This is a genomic window from Acinetobacter sp. UNC436CL71CviS28 (genome assembly GCF_000620525.1).
GTDB classification, from domain to species: Bacteria; Pseudomonadota; Gammaproteobacteria; order Pseudomonadales; family Moraxellaceae; genus Acinetobacter; species Acinetobacter radioresistens.
Genome location: NZ_JIBB01000001.1, coordinates 189,355 through 212,353, shown reverse-complemented (window position 1 = coordinate 212,353; position 22,999 = coordinate 189,355). Strand labels below are relative to the sequence as shown.

The 22,999-nt window shown below is 42.2% G+C and carries 23 protein-coding genes and 4 tRNA genes; 12 read left to right on the top strand and 15 right to left on the bottom strand.

The window, feature by feature from the left end:
- Positions 1-5: 5 nt before the first annotated feature.
- The gene (locus N518_RS0101115; RefSeq protein ID WP_010699884.1) at positions 6-842 is read left to right on the top strand and encodes an SAM-dependent methyltransferase; all 837 of its coding nucleotides are present in this window, start codon (positions 6-8) and stop codon (positions 840-842) included.
- Between the two features lie 27 nt (positions 843-869).
- Here the strand turns inward: N518_RS0101115 and N518_RS0101110 are convergent.
- The 3 genes from N518_RS0101110 to N518_RS0101100 all read right to left on the bottom strand — a co-directional run bounded on the left by N518_RS0101110 (position 870) and on the right by N518_RS0101100 (position 2,703).
- Positions 870-945: transfer RNA gene (locus N518_RS0101110), tRNA-Thr, on the bottom strand.
- A gap of 137 nt (positions 946-1,082) precedes the next feature.
- On the bottom strand, positions 1,083-2,141 hold the full coding sequence (locus N518_RS0101105) for a type II asparaginase (RefSeq protein ID WP_005024138.1): 1,059 nt from the start codon (positions 2,139-2,141) through the stop codon (positions 1,083-1,085).
- 472 nt (positions 2,142-2,613) lie between these two features.
- A tRNA-Ser gene (locus N518_RS0101100) sits at positions 2,614-2,703 on the bottom strand.
- A gap of 120 nt (positions 2,704-2,823) precedes the next feature.
- Between N518_RS0101100 and N518_RS0101095 the strand changes: the two genes are divergently transcribed.
- A complete protein-coding gene (locus N518_RS0101095; protein WP_026443917.1) occupies positions 2,824-4,701 on the top strand; it encodes a potassium transporter Kup in 1,878 nt (625 codons plus the stop codon).
- A 123-nt stretch (positions 4,702-4,824) separates the two neighbouring features.
- On the opposite strand, the gene N518_RS17510 is transcribed toward N518_RS0101095, so the two are convergent.
- Positions 4,825-5,475, bottom strand: a complete 651-nt coding sequence (locus N518_RS17510) for a hypothetical protein (RefSeq protein WP_005024142.1) — start codon at positions 5,473-5,475, stop codon at positions 4,825-4,827.
- 262 nt (positions 5,476-5,737) lie between these two features.
- Between N518_RS17510 and N518_RS0101085 the strand changes: the two genes are divergently transcribed.
- Both N518_RS0101085 and N518_RS0101080 read left to right on the top strand, forming a co-directional pair.
- Complete coding sequence (locus tag N518_RS0101085) at positions 5,738-6,814, top strand: DNA/RNA non-specific endonuclease (protein ID WP_026443916.1); 1,077 nt, start codon at positions 5,738-5,740, stop codon at positions 6,812-6,814.
- 71 nt (positions 6,815-6,885) lie between these two features.
- The gene (locus tag N518_RS0101080; RefSeq protein ID WP_005156717.1) at positions 6,886-7,128 is read left to right on the top strand and encodes a hypothetical protein; all 243 of its coding nucleotides are present in this window, start codon (positions 6,886-6,888) and stop codon (positions 7,126-7,128) included.
- Between the two features lie 39 nt (positions 7,129-7,167).
- Here N518_RS0101080 and N518_RS0101075 read toward each other — a convergent pair whose 3' ends face one another.
- The gene (locus N518_RS0101075; protein WP_026443915.1) at positions 7,168-8,175 is read right to left on the bottom strand and encodes an AraC family transcriptional regulator; all 1,008 of its coding nucleotides are present in this window, start codon (positions 8,173-8,175) and stop codon (positions 7,168-7,170) included.
- Positions 8,176-8,289: 114 nt separating this feature from the next.
- Between N518_RS0101075 and N518_RS0101070 the strand changes: the two genes are divergently transcribed.
- Positions 8,290-8,934, top strand: a complete 645-nt coding sequence (locus tag N518_RS0101070) for a sterol desaturase family protein (protein ID WP_004797727.1) — start codon at positions 8,290-8,292, stop codon at positions 8,932-8,934.
- A 323-nt stretch (positions 8,935-9,257) separates the two neighbouring features.
- Here the strand turns inward: N518_RS0101070 and hisF are convergent, their stop codons facing one another.
- On the bottom strand, positions 9,258-10,016 hold the full coding sequence (gene hisF / locus N518_RS0101065; protein WP_026443914.1) for an imidazole glycerol phosphate synthase subunit HisF: 759 nt from the start codon (positions 10,014-10,016) through the stop codon (positions 9,258-9,260).
- A gap of 112 nt (positions 10,017-10,128) precedes the next feature.
- On the opposite strand from hisF, the gene N518_RS0101060 reads away from it, so the two are divergent.
- Genes N518_RS0101060 through N518_RS0101050 form a run of 3 tightly spaced genes read left to right on the top strand, consistent with a single transcriptional unit; the run spans position 10,129 to position 12,132 of the window.
- Positions 10,129-11,079: a homoserine kinase gene (locus N518_RS0101060; protein ID WP_026443913.1), complete on the top strand. Its 951-nt coding sequence runs from the start codon at positions 10,129-10,131 to the stop codon at positions 11,077-11,079.
- A gap of 8 nt (positions 11,080-11,087) precedes the next feature.
- On the top strand, positions 11,088-11,705 hold the full coding sequence (locus tag N518_RS0101055; protein WP_026443912.1) for a DUF1294 domain-containing protein: 618 nt from the start codon (positions 11,088-11,090) through the stop codon (positions 11,703-11,705).
- 31 nt (positions 11,706-11,736) lie between these two features.
- On the top strand, positions 11,737-12,132 hold the full coding sequence (locus N518_RS0101050; protein WP_005407278.1) for a DUF4870 family protein: 396 nt from the start codon (positions 11,737-11,739) through the stop codon (positions 12,130-12,132).
- A gap of 29 nt (positions 12,133-12,161) precedes the next feature.
- Here N518_RS0101050 and N518_RS0101045 read toward each other — a convergent pair whose 3' ends face one another.
- From N518_RS0101045 to hisB, 6 genes are all read right to left on the bottom strand, one after another.
- The gene (locus N518_RS0101045; RefSeq protein ID WP_026443911.1) at positions 12,162-13,109 is read right to left on the bottom strand and encodes a DMT family transporter; all 948 of its coding nucleotides are present in this window, start codon (positions 13,107-13,109) and stop codon (positions 12,162-12,164) included.
- A gap of 218 nt (positions 13,110-13,327) precedes the next feature.
- Positions 13,328-14,068, bottom strand: coding sequence for a 1-(5-phosphoribosyl)-5-[(5-phosphoribosylamino)methylideneamino]imidazole-4-carboxamide isomerase (hisA, locus tag N518_RS0101040; RefSeq protein ID WP_026443910.1), 741 nt, complete (start codon positions 14,066-14,068; stop codon positions 13,328-13,330).
- Positions 14,069-14,490: 422 nt separating this feature from the next.
- Positions 14,491-15,147, bottom strand: a complete 657-nt coding sequence (locus tag N518_RS0101035; RefSeq protein WP_026443909.1) for a 3'-5' exonuclease — start codon at positions 15,145-15,147, stop codon at positions 14,491-14,493.
- 73 nt (positions 15,148-15,220) lie between these two features.
- Complete coding sequence (locus N518_RS0101030) at positions 15,221-15,754, bottom strand: DUF805 domain-containing protein (protein ID WP_026443908.1); 534 nt, start codon at positions 15,752-15,754, stop codon at positions 15,221-15,223.
- A 168-nt stretch (positions 15,755-15,922) separates the two neighbouring features.
- On the bottom strand, positions 15,923-16,540 hold the full coding sequence (hisH, locus tag N518_RS0101025) for an imidazole glycerol phosphate synthase subunit HisH (RefSeq protein ID WP_005024162.1): 618 nt from the start codon (positions 16,538-16,540) through the stop codon (positions 15,923-15,925).
- Entirely contained in the window at positions 16,540-17,133 is a 594-nt protein-coding gene (gene hisB, locus N518_RS0101020; RefSeq protein ID WP_005024164.1) for an imidazoleglycerol-phosphate dehydratase HisB, read from the bottom strand. The genes hisH and hisB overlap by 1 nt, the downstream gene beginning before the upstream one ends.
- 104 nt (positions 17,134-17,237) lie before the next feature.
- Here hisB and N518_RS0101015 point away from each other — a divergent pair, with 104 nt between their 5' ends.
- From N518_RS0101015 to N518_RS0101000, 4 genes are all read left to right on the top strand, one after another.
- Positions 17,238-17,615, top strand: coding sequence for a GNAT family N-acetyltransferase (locus N518_RS0101015; protein ID WP_005017967.1), 378 nt, complete (start codon positions 17,238-17,240; stop codon positions 17,613-17,615).
- A 166-nt stretch (positions 17,616-17,781) separates the two neighbouring features.
- Positions 17,782-17,857: transfer RNA gene (locus N518_RS0101010), tRNA-Phe, on the top strand.
- A 123-nt stretch (positions 17,858-17,980) separates the two neighbouring features.
- Positions 17,981-18,056: transfer RNA gene (locus N518_RS0101005), tRNA-Phe, on the top strand.
- A 205-nt stretch (positions 18,057-18,261) separates the two neighbouring features.
- The gene (locus N518_RS0101000; protein ID WP_005024169.1) at positions 18,262-18,768 is read left to right on the top strand and encodes a hypothetical protein; all 507 of its coding nucleotides are present in this window, start codon (positions 18,262-18,264) and stop codon (positions 18,766-18,768) included.
- A 71-nt stretch (positions 18,769-18,839) separates the two neighbouring features.
- On the opposite strand, the gene N518_RS0100995 is transcribed toward N518_RS0101000, so the two are convergent.
- The 3 genes from N518_RS0100995 to ompR all read right to left on the bottom strand — a co-directional run bounded on the left by N518_RS0100995 (position 18,840) and on the right by ompR (position 22,989).
- Positions 18,840-20,354 (bottom strand): acetyl-CoA hydrolase/transferase family protein, encoded by a 1,515-nt coding sequence (locus N518_RS0100995; protein WP_005017988.1) that lies wholly within the window; start codon positions 20,352-20,354, stop codon positions 18,840-18,842.
- Between the two features lie 202 nt (positions 20,355-20,556).
- A complete protein-coding gene (locus N518_RS0100990; protein WP_026443907.1) occupies positions 20,557-22,014 on the bottom strand; it encodes an ATP-binding protein in 1,458 nt (485 codons plus the stop codon).
- A 210-nt stretch (positions 22,015-22,224) separates the two neighbouring features.
- Positions 22,225-22,989 carry a two-component system response regulator OmpR gene (gene ompR, locus N518_RS0100985; RefSeq protein WP_005017991.1) on the bottom strand — a complete coding sequence of 255 codons (765 nt, stop codon included), beginning with the start codon at positions 22,987-22,989 and terminating at the stop codon, positions 22,225-22,227.
- Between the last annotated feature and the right edge of the window lie 10 nt (positions 22,990-22,999).

Genomic DNA, 22,999 nt, shown 5'->3' with positions numbered 1-22,999 from the left:
ATCTCATGAAATGGGCCCAGATTTTCTGCCAGTATTTACCCCAGCATAAATATGCTATTGATGCAGCACAGTTGGGTGACTCGGTAGAGTTGGCCTGGACCAACCTAGGTTACTGGCAAGCTGAGGAAAATTATCCTCAGGCCTGCCAGCAGCTGGCTGACCGGTTAGCACAGGCAGTACAGCTTAAGGCTCAGGATGCTGTATTAGATCTGGGCTGCGGCCAGGGAGCGAGTCTGCTGCATTGGCAAAATCAGTACCAGGTTCAATATATAGAAGCTGTAGAATTACAGCAAAACTGTGTCAAAAAGATTGGTCAATATCATCTGCCAGCCTTAAAAGCGATTTATAACCAGTCTTTTCTTGCCTTAAAACTAATACAATTTACTCAGCAGTTTGATGTCGTTCTTTGTATTGATGCTGCTTACCATCATGCACTAAGCCATTTTCTGAATAGTGTAACTGGCCATTTAAAGCAGCATGGTCATCTAGGATTCCATTATTTGATGTTGTCAGATGACTGGCAACAGGCAGGCCTCTGGCAAAAAAGTAAATACCAGTTATTGGTCAAAGCAGCTGATCTCAAACTTAAAGACTTAAAAACTCAAACTGAAATGGTAAATTTGCTAGAAAATTATGGTTATGAGCAAATAATGATCCAAGATATATCTTCAGAAGTTTTGCAGGGCTTTTCCAAATACGTGGCAAAACTACGTAACTCTGGACAATCCACCATAAAAAATACAGATTATTATAAAATCCAGATGACAGCCAAACTTTGCGCCCAGCTTTACGCTGATAGATTAATTCGCTATGTACAGATTAGTGCAATAAAAGCTGAATAAATCGAGAAAAGAAGAGTAGAAGAGAAATGGTGCCGGCACACGGATTCGAACTGTGGACCTACTGATTACAAGTCAGTTGCTCTACCAACTGAGCTATGCCGGCACTGTGGCGTAGATTCTACCGAAAAACACCTGATTTTCACAAGCGAAAAAATGAACAAATGAATTTTGTCTAAGTTTAATGCTTTCCGAGCATCAAGAAGGTATCGGAAGATACCTTCTTTAATTAATATTTAAAAATTAATATTCCCAGAACATACGCTGAATTTCTTTAGCATCTCTGGTCTGAGTGAGTGCAAGTGCAGTCAGCAATTTGGCTTTTTGCGGATTTAAATCATGTGCAACCACCCAGTTATATTTATCATCTGGCTGTTCGGCATTTCTTAATACAAAACCTTGGGGTACACGAGATGAACGAATAATCTGTATACCACGCTGTTGGAGCTCAGTCAGGGTAGGTACAATATTTTTGGCTACCGAGCCATTGCCTGTACCCGCATGAATAATTGCCTTTGCGCCTGCTCGAGCATATGCGGTATAGGCATCGGGCAACATATTGCCAGAACCGTAAACAATTTGGACCAGCGGCAGAGCATCGCCCTTAATATTCTCGATATTAAATTCAGATGTATTGTTAAATCGTTTGGCTACGCTTCTAAACCAGTAAGGTTTCCCTTCCACCAGTGTACCTAACGGTCCCCATTGGCTGGCAAAGGCATCGGTATGGATGTTAATTGTCTTGCTGACATCACGTGCTGCAAAAATATTATCATTCATGAGCACGAATACGCCTTTATTTCTTGCATTGTCTGCGGCTGCCAGAGCAACAGCACTATACAGGTTTAAAGGCCCATCAGCAGACAGCGCTGAAGGTGGACGCATAGAACCTACCACTACAATCGGTTTATCAGTATGCACGGTCAGGCTTAGAAAGTAGGCAGTTTCTTCTAGAGTATCTGTCCCATGCGTAATCACTACACCGTTAACATCAGGTCTTTTAACCAGCTCATTAACTTTACGGGCAATTGTCAGTAATTCTTTATCAGTAATACTCTCGGAAGCTACCTGAAGAGCCTGTACTCCAGTAACATTAGCCAGATTCTGGATTTGTGGTACTGCGTTTAATAGGTCATCAACGGGTACCTTAGCCGCTGTATAGGTAGCACTGTTGGTTGAGCTGGCACCAGCACCAGCAATGGTTCCTCCAGTCGCTACAACCACAACATTATTTTTGGCAAAAGCAGAAAAAGGCAAGAGTAAGCCCAAGCTTAAAGTCAGAGCGGAGAGTGTTTTTTTCATCATTTTTCCTTTTAAGATTTATGTACATTCCAAGTATTTTTTGTACCATTTATAAGTTAATACAAAGCAGCAGACTTTAGTCATATAAATTTAAAATACTGTTTTTAGATTAATAAATATTCAGTGATGAGGATTTCGATATTTAAATAGAACGTTGAGATATAAATTCAATTTTAAAAGATTAAAAGAAGTTTAAGGAGGTTTAAAAGATATTTAAGCATTACTAGATAAGCTTGAGATTATTTTATTCTTAATTTATAAATTTTTGGCATTGAGCTCAATGATAAGAAATTTTTTTATTGACTGATTCAAGCTTCTTTAGATTTATAAATTAATCATTATACCCCCAGTTATATCCCAACTGATTTAAGGTTCAATAGGGTCAACTGGAAAACATAAGGCAATAAAAAAAGCCCAAACCCTTTAGATTTAAGCTTTTTAAGACCTCATGAATCATCATGAGAATAAAATATGGCGGTGAGAGAGGGATTCGAACCCTCGATACGCGTAAACGTATACACACTTTCCAGGCGTGCTCCTTCAGCCACTCGGACACCTCACCAAGGCGTGCGATAATAACTAAAAAAACCGCGCCTGCCAAGTTGAAACAATTGATTTGAAGAAAAATAAATAACTCGGTGATAATATGGCGCAAAAATGGCATCTGTTATGAAGACAAAATATGCAAAGTTCTGCAAAAAAAGCCGCATTGCCTGCGATTACCTTGGCAGCATTAGGGGTGGTATTTGGGGATATTGGGACCAGTCCGCTTTATGCACTTAAGGAATCATTCCATGCAGCTCATGGTTTAGGAATCAGTACAGCTAATGTATTAGGTATTTTGTCGATTATCTTCTGGACAATGACACTGGTCATTACCATTAAATATATCGCTATTATAATGCGTGCAGACAACAATGGTGAGGGCGGCATCATGGCGCTTCTTGCATTGAATTTACGTAATACCCGTTTCAGTGACCGCAAAAAATTACTTTTAATTGCTATTGGTTTTATTGGGGCTTCACTATTTTTTGGTGATGGCATTATTACACCTGCGATTTCAGTACTATCTGCCGTAGAGGGTCTATCTATCGCAACAGATGCTCTGGATCCGTATATTGTTCCAATCGCCATTACCATCGTGACGACCCTGTTTATCATGCAAAAGTATGGTACTGCTTTTGTTGGCAAATTTTTTGGTCCATTAACCCTGCTCTGGTTTTTCTCGCTCGGCTTATTGGGCATTTCCAGTATTATTCAGACACCTGTGGTACTAGGAATGTTCAGCCCACACTGGGCATTTCAGTTTATTGTAAGCCATCCGCTCATGACTTTTTTTATTATGGGAGCGGTAGTACTTACTGTGACAGGGGGTGAGGCGCTCTATGCCGATATGGGACACTTTGGGCCTGTACCCATCCGTCTGGCCTGGTTTTTTGTAGTCTTGCCATGTCTGGTACTTAATTATGCAGGACAGGGCGCATTATTACTGAGAAATCCGAATGCTATTGAAAATCCATTTTATCTGCTAGTGCCGGAATGGGCGCTGTATCCAATGATTTTTCTGGCCACTATGGCTGCAGTAATTGCTTCTCAGGCGGTGATTTCAGGCGTATTTTCATTGGCGCGTCAGGCTATCCAGCTGGGTTATTTACCACGCCTTACTGTTAAGCATACCTCGGATTCAGAACAGGGCCAGATTTATGTGCCATTGCTCAATTGGGTACTGCTTGCTTCTATTATTGTCTTAATCCTGATTTTCCAGACCAGCTCGCGCCTCGCTAATGCCTATGGCCTGGCTGTAACTTTAACCATGCTGTGTGACACTTTGCTGATTGCTGCATTTATCCGTTACAGCTGGAAATGGAAAATGCCAAAGCTGATGCTGCTGATCATTCCATTTCTGATACTGGACTTGGTACTGGTCAGTGCTACCTCACTAAAGGTATTCTCGGGCGGATGGGTGCCATTATTGATCGGTGGAGTTGCTTTTCTTCTGCTGATTACCTGGAAACAGGGGCGTGAGCTGACCTTTGCAAAATTACAGCAGGATACCTTGCCTCTGGAGCTATTTGTCGAGAGTATCGGTGATCAGGCTAACTGGGTAGAAGGAGAAGCAGTTTTCCTGACCGGTACACCTACTGTAGTTCCACATGCGATGCTGCATAACATGAAGCATAATAAGGTCTTGCATCAGAAAAATATTATTCTGACAGTCAAGATACAGGATGTACCTTATATGCCTGACGAACAGCGCTTTCATGTAGAGGTACTAAATCAACATTTTTATCGGGTTGAGCTGTACTATGGTTTTAAGGATGAGATGAATATTCCTCATGCTCTGGAAGCAGTCTATGAGGCACTTGAGCTTGAATATAACCTGATGCAGATTAGTTTCTTTGTCTCACGTGAACGGATTATTAGTACAGTTGGAGACGGTATGGCACCTTGGCGTGAAAAGCTGTTTATTTCCATGCAACGTAATACCAGCCCGGTGAGTGACTTCTATAAAATACCTACTAACCGTGTAGTAGAACTGGGCAGCCAGATTGAAATCTGAGTCTCTTAAATAAAATAGTAAGAATAAAAAAACCAAGGCACATAGGCCTTGGTTTTTTTACTCTGGAGGAGTAGTTAAAATTTTGAGCTTGAATATGTATCTTATAGAACGACTAGACAAGGCTTAACGACCGGCGCCACTGCCACTACCGGTTGAGCCTGAACTACCTGTGCCACTGCCCGTACCAGTTGATCCGCCTATACTGCCTGTACCGCTCATGCTGCTATTGCCAGTTGCACTTCCCATACGACTCGTACCTGTAGTGCCGTTACTGGTCGTACTGCTGGTCGCACCTGTACCGCTATAGCCTGAGCTGGTGCCAGCTGAGTTGCTATAACCCGAGCTGGTGCCGGTAGTGGTACCGGAAGAAGTACCTGAGCTGGTTCCACTATAGGTGCCTGTGCTCGGAGTACCGCCATAAGTGCCCATGCTGTTTGTACCCATCGAGCCACTCATTCCGCCTGTAGTACCAACACCAGTGGTACGGCTATTAGTATTAATACCTGTAGTACTGCCAGTGCTACCCATGCTGCGTGTGCTGGACGAATCACGTGCCAGTGTATTGCTGTCCGAGATAGCAGACTGGGATGAAGAACGGTATTGACCATTACCCATCATTTCACTGAGTGAACCTGGCTGTCCATTCACTGTAGTATTAATCCGGACTTTCGATAGGCTTTCCAGAGTATCTCCAGGTTGTACTGGAGGTTCTGCGAAAGCTGTTATACTACACATTCCGGTAATGAAGCCTAGGCCGATTAGTTTAGAACGCATATTAAACTCCTCATGAACACTTGTGTTTGTTTTAATCGGGAGATCATTACCTTCTCATAAAGCACTTTTTCTTTTCAATCAAACATACGTAATACTTAAAAGAGTATTCAGAAACCCTTTAATAAAGCGAACAAAATGTTACGTTTTTTACGGACTTTTTCATGCAATTTTGATGACGCTTTAATCAAATAAAGGTATATGCAATATACTTCATATAGAGGGCTTGTTAAGCTGCCGGAAACCGTTGTTTTGATACAAAGATATGGCCACTCGTAAGACACGTAGTAAGAGTAGATCGAAGACCCCATTTTTAAATAGCCGCCTGTCTAAAGGGTTGTTAGGTGTGCTTGCGGCCGGAAGTTTTGCCATAGCCTTCGGTGAAGAAAAAATCGGTCAGCTGTTTACAGCCGGGACATCAAATGCGGCCTGCCTAAACCAGTTCTATCGTGAAGTGCCGCCCTATCTGGTAAAGGAAAGTCTGAAGAAAGACAGTTATCCGCTTTGTTTTAACGGGTTTAATGTCATGTATTCAGGAGTATCGAAAACACCACTCTGGGTTGCAGAATATTTAAATCCACAGCGCCTCAGTACCAAAATCAAGCGTGAAGACAATTTTCATGAAGAGAGTCGCGTAGCAGAGCGCCACCGGGCCTTGCTCTCTGATTATCGAGGTTCAGGCTATGACCGTGGACACATGGCACCGAATGGAGATATGAGCAGTGGGGGGGCGCAGTATGACAGCTTCTCACTGGTAAACATGGTACCGCAATCGCCTAAAAATAATCAGGAAGTCTGGCGCAAGCTGGAGGAAGCCGTGCGTGCGATTGTAACCAAACAGCATAGGGATGCTTATGTTGTTACAGGGCCTGTGTTTGAGGGAAAACGACTCAAAACCATTGGGCAGGGCGTGATTGTGCCAACTGCCGTGTATAAGGCGGTCTATCTGCCCAAGCAGGGCATTAGTGGTGCCTACTATGCGCCCAATAATGATTCCCAGCAGGTCAAAGTGGTCAGTATCTGTTATCTGGAAGAGAAGCTAGGCATTAATTTATTCCCACAACTGACCGAGCAGCAGAAGCGCAACATCTATCAGTTACCGTTGAGCGCAGCTCAGGTGAAAGCCAGCCAAGACATTAAATATATGCGTTGGGATGCGGAAAGCCAGTGTGCGGAAGAAGCCGATACCGCCAGCATTCAGGCTCAACAAAAGCAGTTTGCTTCAGGACAGTCCCAGACTGCTGAAAGTAAGTTGCCACAGATTGATGAGGAAACCAAGCAGGCCCTCATCAAGCAGTTGGTTGATGCGATGGTGCAGTATTTTTTACAATTGTTGAGATAATGTAGGGCCTATTGAAAATTATCAGGGTTTGGCTCACTGTGATGAAAAGAGAATAACAATGAGGGAACGAGATGTTTAAGCCTTTTGTGGATGGAAATGAGTCTTCGGCAATCTATGACCTGACGCTGGAAAATCAGGTCGATTGTGTCAGTCTATATGGAAACCTACAGATCACTAAAGATCAGGTTGGTTTACAGGCTGCCAGAAAGTTGCAGGCCTTTATGAATGAGGTGGTGACAGCCCTGGAGCAGGAAAATCTCCCTGAGAAAATTCAGCGCCCACCTGAACAGGAAATCGAAAATCCATTTCTATAAAAAATGCTTTAAGAAACCATCGTTTCCTTATCAATTTGATTAAGAACTATAAATGGTATTGTTCTTTCGCCACTGTTGTGGAGTTAAACCAGTCCAAATTTTAAATGCACGTTGAAAAGCACTTTGTTCCGAATAGCAAAGTAGCAAGGCAATTTCTTGTAGGCTCAAATGCGGATCTTTTAAATATTCCGTTGCGAGCATAAAACGTACTTGTTGCACACGTTCTTGAAAGGTGGTGTTTTGCTGTTGTAAGTGGCGTTGTAATTGTCTTACCGATAATCCTAATTTTTCTGCAATAAAATCGATTTGATATTGATTTTTTTGTAATCCAGTCAAAATTGCATGTTGTAGACGTTGATCGAGTTGAGTGGAATTGGGAAGCTTATCCAATAAAGCTTGAGCTTGTTGTAGCAACAATTGCTGTAAAGTGTGATCGCCTGTTCGAAGTGGCTTAAAGGCTTCGGTAACAGGTAGAAGTAGCTGAGTTTTAGGCTGATCAAAACGGACTTTACAACGGAAATACTGCTCATAAACCATAATGTTTTTCGGTGCGGTATTCACAAAATGCACTTCGTGTAGATTGAGATCTTCACCTGACAGAAATAACTTATGGAATTGCACCATCAGCGCAATTGCAATTTCATCTGTTAATTGGGTTGGGTTGGGTTCTGGAGCTTCCCAGCGGATTGATGCGTAGGGTGGGTTAAATTCAACGACGAGAGGGCTACCATCATAAATTAAGCGATGAAAATCATGATAACGCGCCAATGCTTCGCCCAAGTTTTCACATGACAGTGCGAGATAAGCAATAATTCCTAAATGTTTAGGTTGTACGTGCTCTGCAATTTCTAAGCCTAAACCTGTCTTGGGATTTAAACGATTAAGATCTTCAAGTAAGTCACGCCAAATGACGTAATCAAAACGTTCAAGATTTTGGACTTGTTGTAATTGCTCAGGAATTTCAATATTTTTTGTTTCGCAATAAGCCTTTAATAAATGCCCTAATCCGCCATAAACAGAGCCTGTATAGTTCTTGAGTTGGGACATCCTGTCTACTCCTTATTCTGTCGTGTTTTGTCAATATAAATATATCGTATCGTCAATACTTCGCCTACAAAAATTTATATCTTTAAAAAAATAAGGAAACATTTGGAGAAAACCATGTTGAAGGGTTTTGTTGCAGGTTTGGCAGTTGTAAATGCATATGAATGGTTTGCTCATAAATATCTATTGCATGGGGTACACCGTAAAGGCAAGCCACGTTTCAGTCCAACGCCAAAACAGATGGAATCGCATTGGGCACATCATCGTGAAGTCCGTAAACAAGACTTTTCTGATGATTGTTATGTGGAAGGTCTAGACAGTTGGCGTACACGTAATGAAATTATGTCATTGGCTGTGGTTGCAACCGTGTTGAGTGCGGCAGCCTATCCATTCTCCAAAGGGATGGCGCTGTCATTCTGGTATTGTGCAGGTAATTATTATTATGTGCATCGCCGTTCTCATTTAGAGCCAGAATGGGCAAAAAAACGTATTCCCTGGCATTATGATCATCACATGAACTCAAATCAAGATGCGAATTGGTGTGTGACCCGTCCATGGTTTGATTATGTCATGGGCACACGCGTGGTTTCATCTGCTGATTTAAAAGAAGCCAATCCACTCGGTTTACCTCTACCTGCGCCACTTTCCAAAGCGCTGACTCAAGCGATTGAATCGGTTTTCCCTGCGAAGTGGGTTGAGCAAAAACCAAAGTTAGTGACACCACCTGTAGCCGATGCGGAGCAACAAGAATCAGTTGCTTAGTGAAAAATGCGAAGTGTGACAATAAAGCACCAAAATTTTGACGAATCACGACAATACTTCAGTCGTCCATGTCGTGAATTGTCAATAAAATCTGTTTTTAATGTCAATATTTTTGTTCATTTTATAGCTATTTTGATTCAAGCATTTGAAATGCACAGAATTTTCAAAATGACAAAATTCACGTTTACCCTCTAGCGTTGTATAAACGCAGTTTCCATACCTTGCTTAGGCAAGGTATTTTTTTGCCTGAGGAAATGTTGAGTGAATAAAAAACCTCTCAAACGATGATTTTGAGAGGTTGGTTTTTTGAGTAATACTCGCGTTTAAAGACGCATTTCAATCCCTTGCTCTGCCAGATACTGTTTTGCTTCAGGAATAGTGTGCTGGCCAAAATGAAAAATACTTGCGGCCAGTACTGCATCAGCTCCACCTTTTAAAATGCCATCTGCCAGATGCTGAAGATCACCCACACCACCAGATGCGATAGTTGGTACATTCACCCGGTTATTAATAGCACGCATCAGTTGCAGGTCATAACCGGCTTTAGTCCCATCGGCATCCATACTGGTAATTAATAACTCGCCTGCGCCGTATTCTGCCATTTTGACAGACCATTCAATGGCATCAATACCTGTCGGTTTACGGCCCCCATGGGTAAAAATTTCCCATTTATTTTCACCGGTTTTTTTGGCATCAATTGCAACGACAATACATTGTGCACCAAAACGCTGGGATGCTTCCTGAACAAATTCAGGATTAAATACGGCAGCAGAATTAATACTGACCTTGTCTGCACCGGCATTAAGCAATAAACGGATATCTTCGACTTTGCGCACACCGCCGCCAACAGTAAGGGGAACAAACACACTTTCGGCCATACGTTCGACTGTACGATAAGTCGTATCCCGCCCATGATGGGTTGCAGTAATATCAAGGAAGGTAATTTCATCGGCGCCCTGTTCATTATAACGGCGGGCGACTTCAACCGGATCACCGGCATCGCGGATATCAAGAAACTGTACGCCTTTTACCACTCGGCCATTATCAACGTCCAGGCAGGGGATAATACGTTTTGCGAGCATAAATTTTTCCAATTATAACAGCCGATTATGAAACTCACCTCCGCAGATGCTACACCTTGATAGAGGGAGAAGGTATTCTATCAAATTCGATATATTTTTTTGCAGGTTTTCTATGTCGGTTTATACGCCGTTGAGTTTAAAGGAAGTTCAGTCCTTCGCAGCACCTTATGGACTAAAGGTTCAGGAACTGATTCCAATTCAAGGCGGTATTCAGAATACAAACTATTTTTTAGTGAACGAGGATGGTTCGCAGTTTGTACTTACAGTATTTGAAGAGATGAATGCAGCACAGGCAGGTGAACTGGTGCCAGTACTTGAGCATCTGGGCAATGCACATTTGCCAGTTGCGGTGCCCTTAAAACAGGCTAAAGCTGCAATTGGCCAGATTGCCGGAAAGCCTGCCCAGATTGCACCACGACTGGTAGGAGAGCACCCTATACCGGCCAATACTGCCCAGACAGCTGAGGTTGCCAGAGCACAGGCAAAATTGCATGTCGCTTTACAGGATTTTGATTTTGAGCGCCAGAGCTACCGTAATCATAGTTACTGGAGTCAGGTTGCTGCTGAACTAAGACCTGACATGGATGTACAAGACCAGCTTTTACTGGATAGTGTATTTCAGCAGTTTGAAGTATTTCAGGCCAAATACCCGCAGCGCCCGCTTGGCTTCATTCATTCCGATCTGTTTCGTGACAATACCTTATTCGAGGGTGACACTTTAAAGGGAATTCTGGACTTTTATGAACTAAACCATGATGAATTGCTGTTTGATATTGCCATTACGATTAATGATTTCTGTAGCGATTATCCGGCGGTGAAACTTGATCAGACACGGGTACGAGCATATCTGGAAAATTATCAGACTGTGCGTATGCTGACAGAAGATGAAAAAGCCTGTCTGCCGGTTTATCTGGCCATGGCAGCCTGCCGTTTCTGGTTAATGCGTCTGCAAGTAGCACAGAAGAATGCGCAGGAACAGCGAGGTGGAGAGGATATCTTGCAAAAAGACCCGCTAGAAATGCGTAATATGCTACAAAATCGTCTGGCACTTATCGGGAAGTAAGGCAAATGATGCGTGATCAGGGGCGACTGGTAGAGTGGTTTGATGAAAAAGGTTATGGATTCATTCAACCCAATGAGCCTGATAAAGGACGGGTATTTTTACATATAAAGGATTTTGCCCGACCTGGACCCCGGCCAATTATTGGTTGTGCACTAGAATATCTGGTTATTCTGGATGCACAGGGCCGCTATCGTGCTCAGCAGGTGACCTATCTCACAGCTGCACAGGCCCGTAAAAAACCAGCCCGGCAGCAGACACGTTCACAATCTAAAAAAGCTTTGCAGCCCTTTCAGCTTCTGATCGCAGTCTATTTTATAATGTTGGGTATAGTGACTGCGAGTGGTCTTATAAATGGACTGCTTTTATTATTTACTATGCTCATGAATGTAGCAACTTACTGGTTTTATGCTCAGGATAAAGAAGCAGCACAGGCTGGACGGCGCCGTATATCTGAGCAGACTCTACATATATTATCCTTTCTGGGAGGGTGGCCTGCTGCCTGGTTAGCCCAACAGAAACTGCGACATAAAACACAAAAACAACCTTTTCGAAAAATATATTGGATTACTATAGTTCTAAATATCCTGTTGGTTTTATGGCTGATTTCTCCTTTGAATCCCTATTGATTCAAATTCATACTTAAAAAAGGAAAAATAAATGAATTCTGGTTCTGTCATGAATGACTCAAGACGCAGTCTGACTTTCAGTCTGTATATTCTTTATATTCTGGCGATTTTCACAGCTGGATTGCTGGCTGTAGTGGCGCTAGTGATCAATTATGTTAAACAAGACCAGATGCGCGGCAGTATTTATGAAAGTCATTTTACTTGGCAGATTCGGACATTCTGGTGGTATCTGATTTGGAATATTGTGGCTTTTATTCCTTTTATCTTTTTGCTGTTTACAGATAATAATGCCGATGCTTTTGCCTCTGTTCTGCTACTTGCCTCAGGTTTTTGTGTAGGAGTAATCGGGTTAGCATGGCTATGGATTGTATACCGTGCTATTAAAGGTTTATTACGTTTAAATGAAAATAAAGCCATGTATGAATGATTTTAAATTAATTTCAAAAGCCTGAAACATCAGGCTTTTTTATTATTTAAAGTATTTAAATCTTCAGTAACAGGCTCTATATCTTTTGAACCTAAAAATTTAGGTCGCCATTCACTTATGATAATACTCAGAACAACCAGAGCACCGCCTATTAAAGCTAATGGCGCCAGACGCTCACCTGCCAGCCGGCCAAACAGGCTGGCCCAGATGGGTTCTCCTGCATAGATAATTGCCGCACGGGATGACTCTACATAACGCTGTGCCCAGTTCATGACCAGTTGGATAATCGCACTGCTTATTCCTAAACCAAAAGCTGCTACTGCAAGCTGCCAGGAAAATACCGGAATACTTTGCTCTCCCAGAAATGGCATACTCATAAAACTTAACACCGAAGTAAAAACCAGCTGAATAACTGTTACCCGCCGCAAATCTACCTTTCCTGCAAAATAGCCGATCAGGATAATTTCCAGTGCAATGGCGATAGCACCAAATAAAGTGAGTGCCTGCCCAAAACTAAAAGAGATCTGCATAAAACCATTACCAGTCAAGAGTACCAATCCGCTAAAGGCCAGAATGACACCTATCCAGGTCATGATATGTGGTGTTTTGCGAAAAATAATCCAGAGTAAAAATGGAACAAGCGGAACATAGACTGCTGTAAGAAATGCTGACTCACTGCTACTAATAGTCTGTAAACCAATAGTCTGCGTACCATATCCAATCGCAATGGTGCAGCCAATTAGGAAGCCTGCTAACAATTCTCGCAGATTAAGGCCCCGCATAATTCTCCAGGATAGCAGCAGCACCGCCAAAGCTGCGGCTGCAAACCGGCAGCCTACAAAAAACATTGGTGAACTATAATTCAGAGCAAACTGGACTGTCAGGAAAGTTCCACCCCAGATCACTGTTATCAGAATCAGGGCCAGTTGTGGCAGCAGTGAAGAGGAAGCGAGTTTGGATAAATTTGCAGTATTCATTACATCTGGCTTGGTTTTAAGGCCTGCCTATATTGCGATAAGCCTGCACCAGATACAACCTTTGCTAGTTTCCAGTTAAACCCTATTCATAAGCAGATATTATATTTTTACTCTGTTTCACTTGCTGCTCATTTATAAAGCGGCAATACACTATAAAAAGAGGTTTCAGTTAATATAAAAAAGAGGCCAGATGGCCTCTTTAAATCTGGCTGTATAATTTACAGCACTACAGGCGATTGCTCGTCGAGAAGCAATTGTGCTTCACGCAGACTGAGCGTACCTTCATAGATTGCACGACCGGTGATTGCACCTAAGATGCCTGGCTGGTCTTTCAGCATACGGATATCTTCCATATTGGTTACGCCACCAGACGCAATAACAGGTAACCCCGAGTACTGGGCCAAGGCTACGGTCTGCTCAATATTTACACCTTGCATCATCCCGTCACGCGCAATATCAGTATATACAATACTGGATACACCCGCATCTGCAAATCGTTTGGCCAATTCTGTCGCTTTAACATCAGTAACGTTAGCCCAGCCATCAGTAGCGACCATACCATCTTTGGCATCGATACCCACAATAATGCGTCCAGCAAATTTTTTACAGGCTTCTTCAACAAATTCAGGATTTCGAACTGCTTTAGTTCCAATAATAACGAAAGACACCCCGGCTTCAAGATAATGTTCAATCGTTTCCAGAGAGCGGATTCCGCCACCAATTTGCACAGGCAGTTCTGGTTGTGTCCGTACAATAGCTTCAACTACAGGTTTATGAATGGGTGTACCTGCAAAAGCACCGTTCAGATCGACCAGATGTAAACGACGTGCCCCTTCATTGACCCAATGCTGTGCAGTTGCTACCGGATCATCAGAAAACACCGTATCGTCTTCCATACGGCCCTGTTTTAAACGGACACATTTACCATCTTTTAGATCAATTGCCGGGATGATCAGCATGCTTTCGCTCCTTGCTTAACCTGTTGAATTTTATTGGTCTAATCTTAACAATAAACTTGAATTTTCTAAATGCTATATTTTTATCTATCAATAAAATAAGACTGACTTAAATTAGGCTAGATATTGTCAGCTTAGAGTTATGTTTTTGTATTATTCAGTATGGCATTCTATATAAAAATAAACATGTTATTAAGTGAATTCAGCAATTAACTTTAGGCTAAGTATCCAAATGATAAGGTGTGGTAATTGAGCTGCTATTACCAGTCTGAACTAGTAACTATGTCCCGCAATTAAAGGGAATATCAAATCACTTATCTGATTCGCTGCTGATCAATTAAAATTCTATTCATAGATGCAGCTATCTTTACATAAGATTAGGCACATCATCTATAAAACAGAAAATCTGGATAACCATGACGCGGTCACTGGTCTAAACAGTTTACCTGTTCAAGCAGCCGTAAAGTATGCTCAGGCAATAGGCTACGTTTTCTGAGTTCCTGAAATACCAGCAGTGCTGCATAAACATCTGCTGCTGCATAGTCGATTTGTGCTGAGCTTAAACGCATATTAGACCAGTCAGACATACTGATTTTTTTAGATTTAGGAAAATTTTGCTGGAATAGCAGGGCCACAGCATTTTTTAAACCTACAGACTGTTTAAAGCCAAATGCAGAAAAGCATTTTGAGAGTTCTACTGTACTTTGCAGTTCTATACCTTTTTTCCGGAACAGGTGGACATCATTTTTTAAGCCAAAACCGACCTTCACCTGTTTCTGATTTACCAATATTGGCCTGAGAAAATTGAGGATGTCTGGGTTAAGCTGAAACAGGAACACCTTTTCTGCAGTGGCCAGTTGGATAAGATGAGGTCCCGTTGAAATCTCGCCACGTCTAAAAGTCGGTTTAGATTCTGAATCAAAACCCAGTACAGTAGCCGTAACTAGCTCATATTGCAGAGGTAGACAGTCTTTCAGACTGCTAAGCACATAGATATGTGAAGCATCTAAATTTTTAAAGAGAGGAAGCTTGTTGATTTCTTCTTTATTCGGGAGCAGAGGAAGTTCAGTGCTTTCAGGCATAAAAAAAGCTCCCGAGTAAAAGTATCAATTATTTATAATACTCCAGCCTATACATGGCTTGAGTATAGGCCTGCTAATCGGCCCGTTGCTGTATTTCAAGCTGGCTATATTGTGCTTTTTGTACATAGTCCTGATAAGCTGGAACAGCAATAGCTGTTAAAATTCCGAGTGGAACAATTAGTATATATAACCAGCCTAGCACCTTTTCCCAAGTTGCGGTTGCACGCGGCAGCCCATAGTTATTTATGCCTTCATCACCACGGGCAAAGAACAGGTATAATATTAAAAACAGATTCACCAGCGGTACTAGCATCAGCAGTGATAACCAGCCGGTATGATTGCGGTCATGCAGACGCCGAATGGTAAAAATAAAGCTAAAGTATATCAGGACAATATACAAGATCCCCATCATGATCAGACCAGGTATAGAGATGTTCTCTGCACCCTTAGCAGTATTAAATAAACCCGGTGCAAAAAGCCCTATTAAGAAAACAAGCAGGATAACGCCGAAACTCATCAGCATGTTCCATCCTAAAAAGGACAGACGTCCAAAACGGCCATGTGCTTTTAAAGGTGAATCTGTAGTTGAACTGAAACTGGAAGTCATTTTTTATAATCCTTAATGTTTTTATTAAGTTTTTGTTTAAAGCAGTAGGCATCATAAACAAGCTTGAACAAAAGGAAAAGTGAAAACTTCTAAACTATAGGTTTAAAGCTGAATTACAATAAAAAAGCCCACCTGATGATGAGCTATGGTAAAAATTTTCAGACCTGTTTAAATCTTCCAGTCCACAAAGTTTTTCAGTAACTGTAGACCGGCAGTATGGCTTTTTTCCGGATGAAATTGGGTGGCGAATAGGTTATCTTTTTGGATAGCTGTACAGAAGTCCAGTCCATAATGGCAGGTTGCTGCAACCAGTTCAGGGTTCTGTGGTTCGACATAAAAACTATGCACAAAATAAAAACGGCTATCCTGAGCAATATTTTTCCACATTGGATGACTTGGTTCAGTCTGCTTAACTTGGTTCCAGCCCATGTGGGGAACTTTTAAACCTTCAATCTCAGGAAAACGCTTCACTGCGCCTGCGAAAATACCCAAGGCATCGGCGCCACCATTTTCCTCAGAATATTGCATTAATGCCTGCATGCCGACACATATAGCTAGAACCGGTTTATTGAATACTGCATTTTTAACAACATCATCAATTCCGGCTTCATGCATACCTTGCATACAGTCACGCATTGCCCCAACACCGGGGAACACAATTTTATCTGCCTGAGCAATGAGTTTAGGGTCATTGGTGACATCAACAGTAGCACCCACATACTCTAGTGCTTTCGCGGCTGAGTGCAGATTGCCCATGCCATAGTCAAGTAAAGCAATACGGGTCATTACAGGCTACCTTTAGTTGAGGCCACAGTATTTTCTGCACGTGGATCGACTTCACATGCCATACGCAGGGCACGTGCAAAGGCTTTGAATACACTTTCAATCTGGTGGTGTGAATTTTTCCCTTTCAGATTGTCGATATGCAAGGTCATTAAGGAATGATTGACAAAGCCCTGGAAGAATTCAGAAAACAGGTCTACATCAAAACTGCCAATACGGGCACGGGTAAATGGAATATCCATAAACAGACCCGGACGGCCAGAGAGATCGACTACAACACGTGACAGTGATTCATCCAGTGGCGCATAAAAGTGTCCATAGCGGCGCAATCCCTTTTTATCACCCAGTGCCTGGGCAAAAGCCTGACCTAACGTAATACCACAATCTTCTACTGTATGGTGGTCATCAATTTCCAGATCACCATCACAATGAATATCAATATCAAAAAGACCATGACGCTTGATTTGATCAATCATATGATCTAAAAAGGGAATGCCAGTATTTAAGGTGCCCTGACCCGTACCATCAAGGTTGAGACGAACTCGAATCTTGGTTTCGTTAGTATTTCTTACCACTTCACTGATACGTTGCGTCATGGACACATTCCTCAAAAACGTCAAAAATGTTTGATGTGAAAACTTGCGCTGTGTTGATCAAGGTCAAAGCCACAGCATATTAGATTGCTCAGGAGGGTTAATCAATGCCTATTACCGTACATGCTCATACTTCTCTAGAAAATGCAGAAGTCCGCAGTCAGCTTGAGCGATTGTATGACACCAGTCCCGAATTCGGAGACGGGCAGGATGCGGTCGAGCAACTTGAACAGCATCTGGCCCAGTATACAACGTTGTATACAGCAGAGTTTAATACCAAAATTATAGGTGCAATCTGGTGTACGGGACAAGGGGAGAGCAAAACTCTGGAATATATCGTAGTACATCCGGCAAATCGTGGTCGTGGAGTTGCTGAACGTCTGGTCAGTGAAGTCTGCCGCTATGAAGAGGCAAAAGAAGTCAAAAGGTTTGAGCCAGGCTGTGGGGCTATCCATCGTTGCTTGGCACATCTAGGCAAACTGTAAAGATATAACTAGGCAAATATAGTTTAAGAGGATGTTAAGTTTATCAGTCTCGCTATTACTGCTTGTTCAATCTTTTTAATTTTGCATGAAAAATAAACTTTTAAATATTTTTATAAAGGAAAGACTTGACGATCAGTTAATTAGATTGTTTAATACGCCCCACATCGGCGCGATAGCTCAGTCGGTAGAGCAACGGATTGAAAATCCGTGTGTCGGCAGTTCGATCCTGCCTCACGCCACCATATTTGTGTTTTCAGTCCCTGATCCCATCAGGGATTTTTTTTGCTTAAAATATATGCATTTAAACTAAAAAAAACTGATTTTTGTTGACTCTTGCCAGCAGATACGGCTTAATACACCTCATCGGCGCGATAGCTCAGTCGGTAGAGCAACGGATTGAAAATCCGTGTGTCGGCAGTTCGATCCTGCCTCACGCCACCATATTTGAAAAGCCCCATATACTGTATGGGGCTTTTTTTATGCTGATTAAAAATGATGAATATAGCTAAAGGGCAAAATCAGCGGTCTTTATTAATATTTAGATACTGATTTAACTGAGCGTAACAGAATTGATGGTTAATTCTTATACAAAATGAAAAAAATGAATCATATATTGAACTGATACCAGCTCTGGAGTGACATAGTTATGCACTTCTTTAAATACATTGTTCTGATGGTTTTTAGCATAAATGCTTCGACAGCAGTTTTTGCACAAAGTGTCGAACTGCCAGTATTAAAAGTCATGGCTGAGCCTGAGATGCGCCAGGAAACTGGGTTTATTCCCTATCAGGAGAGGAAAAGCGAGCAGCGTGCTTTACAGCATCGGATGATGCAGATTGAGGATGACTTGCAGAATATCACTGTTAATGCCCATCCGGTGCGGAATATTGAAGCGAGTGAGGGCAGGCCAGAGGTTAATATGGATCATCTGCCCTTAGCCTTACAACAGCATTTACTGGCGATAGCAGCAGGTTTACAGTCAGATAACCCGATGCGTGGGCTGGAGATCATGTTACAGCCATTTCGTAATGAATCAGGACAGATTCAGTGGGATTTGGGTAAGGTTTCGCTAGGTACACTAGAGACTCAGGCCCTTAGAGAGATAGACTTTAGTCAGCCAGTTACCACTACACCCCGCCTTCGCATAAATTAATCCAGTTCTTGCTATTGCAATAATTCAGACAAGAAAAAACGCCCAGATGGGCGTTTTTTAACTGAATGCTATTAAGCAGTTTTTACTGCAGGCTCAACAGCCAGCATATGTCCATTTTCTTCAAAGTTAATATGCCATTGCAGCGCTTCACGAAGCAGATGTGGTGTATGGCCACCTTTAGCAGTTGAACGGTCAAAATAGTCGTTCAAGGCATCTTTATAAAGTGGGTGTACACAGTTCTCGATAATTACACGAGCACGCTCACGTGGAGCCAGTCCACGAAGGTCAGCTAGACCCTGTTCTGTAACCAGAATATCAACATCGTGTTCGGTATGGTCAACATGAGATACCATTGGAACGATTGAAGAAATATCGCCCCCTTTTGCAATCGATTTGGTTACAAAAATTGCCAAGTGTGCATTACGGGCAAAGTCACCTGAACCACCAATACCATTCATCATCTTGGTGCCACAAACATGGGTAGAATTCACATTACCGTAAATATCAAACTCAAGCGCAGTGTTAATACCAATAATACCTAAACGGCGTACCAGTTCAGGGTGGTTTGAAATTTCTTGTGGACGTAATACAAACTTGTCTTTATATGCTTCCAGGTTGCCGAAAACACGCTCACCACACTGGGTAGACAATGTCATTGAACAGCCAGAAGCAAATTTCATTTTACCGGCATCGATCAGCTCAAAAGTACAGTCTTGTAATACTTCTGAATACATCACCAGATCTTCAAAGTTTGAATCTTTAAAGCCGGTCAGTACAGCATTGGCAATTGAGCCGATACCTGCTTGCAAAGGGCCCAAATTTTTCGGTAAACGGCCATCAGCAACTTCTTTTTCAAAGAAATTAATCAAATGATTGGCAATTGCCTGAGTTTCCACATCTGGTGGTGTTACTGTAGATGGAGAATCTGGTGTTTCATTAAATACAATACCAACGATTTTTGCAGGATCAATTGGAATCGCAGTTGAACCGATACGGTCATCTACCTGAGTTAAAGGTACTGGTGTACGGGTTGGGCGGTAAGTCGGAATATAGATGTCATGCAGACCTTCAAATTCTTCACTTACTGAAGTGTTAATTTCAATAATGACTTTTTCTGCAAAAATAGCAAAGCTTGCAGAGTTACCTACAGAAGTTGTTGGCACAATATGGCCATCTTCAGTAATTGCAACTGCTTCAATAACTGCAATATCCGGGCGTTTAAGCTGCAGGTTACGCATCTGTTCTACAGTTTCAGACAAATGCTGGTCAATAAACATTACTTCGCCATTGTTGATCGCACGGCGCAGTGTGTTATCTACCTGAAATGGCATGCGACGAGCCAGTACACCAGCTTCAGTCATCTGTTTGTCCAGATCGTTACCCAAGCTTGCACCGGTAATTAGGGAGATTTTTAAAGGATGCTGTTTGGCACGTTTTACCAGTGCCTGAGGAATTGCTTTGGCTTCACCTGCACGAGTAAAGCCACTCATACCGATAGTCATGCCATCTTGGATGAACTCGGCAGCTTGATCTGCACTGATTACTTTGTCATGAAGGGAGGCTAATCGAATACGATCTAAAGACATGGTTTACTCTCAATATGCTCGAAACTAGACGGATTGTACCGCCCAAAAAACAAATTGTGCATGCCTGTTAGGCTAAGGTCTAATTTTTTCAGGAAATGAAGGTATAAATATTTTTGATGCTTTTTAAACTACTATTTTTTAAATAAATATTTTTAAAGGCTAAGATAATTGTAAAATTCAAATGTCTAAAATTTAATCATGATTAAAAACGGTCACTTAGACTTTGCTTGATCTTTTCTAGCGGATTATGACTATTGTTTTCTTCAGTTTTCTCTTTAGGTATCAGCAGTGAGATAATAGCTTCTAATCCGCCTTCAGGACGATTATGGATTTTAAGCTCACCTTGATGGATATCAACAATACGTTTGACAATTGCTAAGCCCAAACCACTACCTTGTACGGTACGGGCGGAGTCTCCACGCACAAAAGGTTGCATCAGATCCTGAATCTGGTCTTCTGGAATCCCTTCGCCATGATCTGCTACCTTGATGATAATCCGGTCATTTTCTGTATAGGCAGAGAGTTCGATTGGTTCAGCACCATAACGCTTGGCATTATTGATCAGGTTGCCAATCAGGCGTTTCAATGACAGGCTACGTGCTGGAATGATAGGAACATCCTGTGCTTCAAAACGAATATCTAGCGGTTTGAACTGTACAATCAATTCCTGTAGCAAGATGTTGATATTGGTGTCTTTTAATTCTTCGTCAGAGCCATCACGCATATAGGAGATAAACTGATTCAAAATTGCATCCATATCGTCAACGTCATAAATCAGCCCTTCACGCAGGAATTCATCCGGTAACATTTCAGCAGTCAGACGAATTCGGGTCAACGGTGTACGTAAATCATGTGAAATACCTGCTAGCATGATCATCCGCTCGCGCTCTGTCTGCTCCAGTGTATAAACCATATGATTAAAGGCCTGATTTACCTGACGGATTTCTAGTGGACCATGATTAGTTTCTAGATAAGGTGCCTTCCCGGTTTTGCTGTACTGGTTTGCCGCATTTTGCAGCCGACGTAAGGGGCGATTTAACTGCCGAACCAATGTCAAAATAATAATAGATGCAATAATTGGAACACCGAGCAGCCAACCAAAAATCAGTTCAGGGCTATAGTTGGCATAAGTTTTTAATGGTTCACGGACCCAGTTTCCGTGCATTTCGGGGGTCTGTATCCAGATTCTTGGGCTTGGCTTAAACTGGAAATACACCGTAACATTATCGACTTTTAACTCTCTAGCCAGCTTTTCTTCAATATGGTTAGTAAAGAATTCGGCGATCACCTTTTCCCGAACATTGGGATACTCTTTAGGGTCAGTGACATATTCAATTCCGACCCGATTTTTGAGCCAGGTATCTATATCCATTTCAACATTGTCATGGAAGATACGCAGTTTGGGGTTGTTAATAATTTCAAGCTCAACAGCCAGATAACGGGCATGTTGCTGAATTTCAGGTAAATATAAAGTACGCCAGAAAAACCAGAGTGACATGACCAGACTGAACAGCACCACAAAACCGACCAGAACTGTAGTACGCATTGCTGCGGAGCGTGGCTTGATCTTGTCCAGGAAACGTTCCCCACGGGTGCGTTTTTTCTCTGAATAAGCTACATAGTCAGTAAATTCTTGCGGATCAATAGGGTCGAGTTTCACTCTGGATTCCTATAAGTGTATTTTATACTCAGACTGTAATTTTATGACAGAATTTTAGCGGCTTGTCTTGGCTCAAAGGCCATAGACAATACGGTTTTTTAAGCATTCTTATACGAACTAGCCATTCACTTTATTGGCAGATATAAAACCTCCCAGTAGTGAATGGCATGTACAAATCATTAGGATAATTCCGATCATAAAATAAACGGGTTATTCAGCGCCATCTGGTACAAAAACGTAACCTACGCCCCAGACTGTCTGAATATAACGTGCACGTGCCGGATTTTCTTCAATCAGACGACGCAGGCGAGACACCTGAACATCAATTGAACGCTCCATAGCGCCCCACTCACGACCGCGCGCCAGATTCATCAGTTTGTCACGTGTTAGTGGCTCACGTGGATGCTGAACCAATGCCTTAAGTACTGCAAATTCACCAGTGGTTAAAGTGACCACCTGACCTTCACGTGTCAGCGTACGGGTCGATAAATCTAGAGACCATGGTCCGAAACTTACGACCTCTACCTGCTGACTAGGAGCACCAGGTACTTCACGGACCTGGCGACGCAGAACTGCCCGGATACGGGCAAGAAGTTCGTTTGGATTAAATGGTTTAGGCAGATAATCATCTGCACCTGCTTCAAGACCGGCAATGCGGTCAGAATCACTGCCACGTGCGGTCAGCATAATAATAGGAATATCAATATTGGACTGTCGTAAACGACGGCAAATACTCAAGCCATCTTCAACCGGCAACATAAAGTCGAGTACAATCAGTGAAAACAGTTCACGTTGTAGCAGACGATCCATCTGGGTAGCATCATGTGCAGTTTTAACGACAAAGCCTTTATCTTCCAAAAAACGTTGTAACAGAGTACGCAAACGCACATCATCATCGACCACGAGGATACGTTCAACGCGATCTGTATCGGCTTGTACAGCATCTGTATGTTCAGCAGGTACAACTAGACTCATGATGTGCTCC

Bases quoted from the DNA above. Each gene is read 5' to 3' on its own strand.
- N518_RS0101115 (WP_010699884.1), top strand. From the start codon at position 6: ATGAAATGGGCCCAGATTTTCTGCCAGTATTTACCCCAGCATAAATAT.
- N518_RS0101105 (WP_005024138.1), bottom strand. From the start codon at position 2,141: ATGAAAAAAACACTCTCCGCTCTGACTTTAAGCTTGGGCTTACTCTTG.
- N518_RS0101095 (WP_026443917.1), top strand. From the start codon at position 2,824: ATGCAAAGTTCTGCAAAAAAAGCCGCATTGCCTGCGATTACCTTGGCA.
- N518_RS17510 (WP_005024142.1), bottom strand. From the start codon at position 5,475: ATGCGTTCTAAACTAATCGGCCTAGGCTTCATTACCGGAATGTGTAGT.
- N518_RS0101085 (WP_026443916.1), top strand. From the start codon at position 5,738: ATGGCCACTCGTAAGACACGTAGTAAGAGTAGATCGAAGACCCCATTT.
- N518_RS0101080 (WP_005156717.1), top strand. From the start codon at position 6,886: ATGTTTAAGCCTTTTGTGGATGGAAATGAGTCTTCGGCAATCTATGAC.
- N518_RS0101075 (WP_026443915.1), bottom strand. From the start codon at position 8,175: ATGTCCCAACTCAAGAACTATACAGGCTCTGTTTATGGCGGATTAGGG.
- N518_RS0101070 (WP_004797727.1), top strand. From the start codon at position 8,290: ATGTTGAAGGGTTTTGTTGCAGGTTTGGCAGTTGTAAATGCATATGAA.
- hisF (WP_026443914.1), bottom strand. From the start codon at position 10,016: ATGCTCGCAAAACGTATTATCCCCTGCCTGGACGTTGATAATGGCCGA.
- N518_RS0101060 (WP_026443913.1), top strand. From the start codon at position 10,129: ATGTCGGTTTATACGCCGTTGAGTTTAAAGGAAGTTCAGTCCTTCGCA.
- N518_RS0101055 (WP_026443912.1), top strand. From the start codon at position 11,088: ATGCGTGATCAGGGGCGACTGGTAGAGTGGTTTGATGAAAAAGGTTAT.
- N518_RS0101050 (WP_005407278.1), top strand. From the start codon at position 11,737: ATGAATTCTGGTTCTGTCATGAATGACTCAAGACGCAGTCTGACTTTC.
- N518_RS0101045 (WP_026443911.1), bottom strand. From the start codon at position 13,109: ATGAATACTGCAAATTTATCCAAACTCGCTTCCTCTTCACTGCTGCCA.
- hisA (WP_026443910.1), bottom strand. From the start codon at position 14,068: ATGCTGATCATCCCGGCAATTGATCTAAAAGATGGTAAATGTGTCCGT.
- N518_RS0101035 (WP_026443909.1), bottom strand. From the start codon at position 15,147: ATGCCTGAAAGCACTGAACTTCCTCTGCTCCCGAATAAAGAAGAAATC.
- N518_RS0101030 (WP_026443908.1), bottom strand. From the start codon at position 15,754: ATGACTTCCAGTTTCAGTTCAACTACAGATTCACCTTTAAAAGCACAT.
- hisH (WP_005024162.1), bottom strand. From the start codon at position 16,540: ATGACCCGTATTGCTTTACTTGACTATGGCATGGGCAATCTGCACTCA.
- hisB (WP_005024164.1), bottom strand. From the start codon at position 17,133: ATGACGCAACGTATCAGTGAAGTGGTAAGAAATACTAACGAAACCAAG.
- N518_RS0101015 (WP_005017967.1), top strand. From the start codon at position 17,238: ATGCCTATTACCGTACATGCTCATACTTCTCTAGAAAATGCAGAAGTC.
- N518_RS0101000 (WP_005024169.1), top strand. From the start codon at position 18,262: ATGCACTTCTTTAAATACATTGTTCTGATGGTTTTTAGCATAAATGCT.
- N518_RS0100995 (WP_005017988.1), bottom strand. From the start codon at position 20,354: ATGTCTTTAGATCGTATTCGATTAGCCTCCCTTCATGACAAAGTAATC.
- ompR (WP_005017991.1), bottom strand. From the start codon at position 22,989: ATGAGTCTAGTTGTACCTGCTGAACATACAGATGCTGTACAAGCCGAT.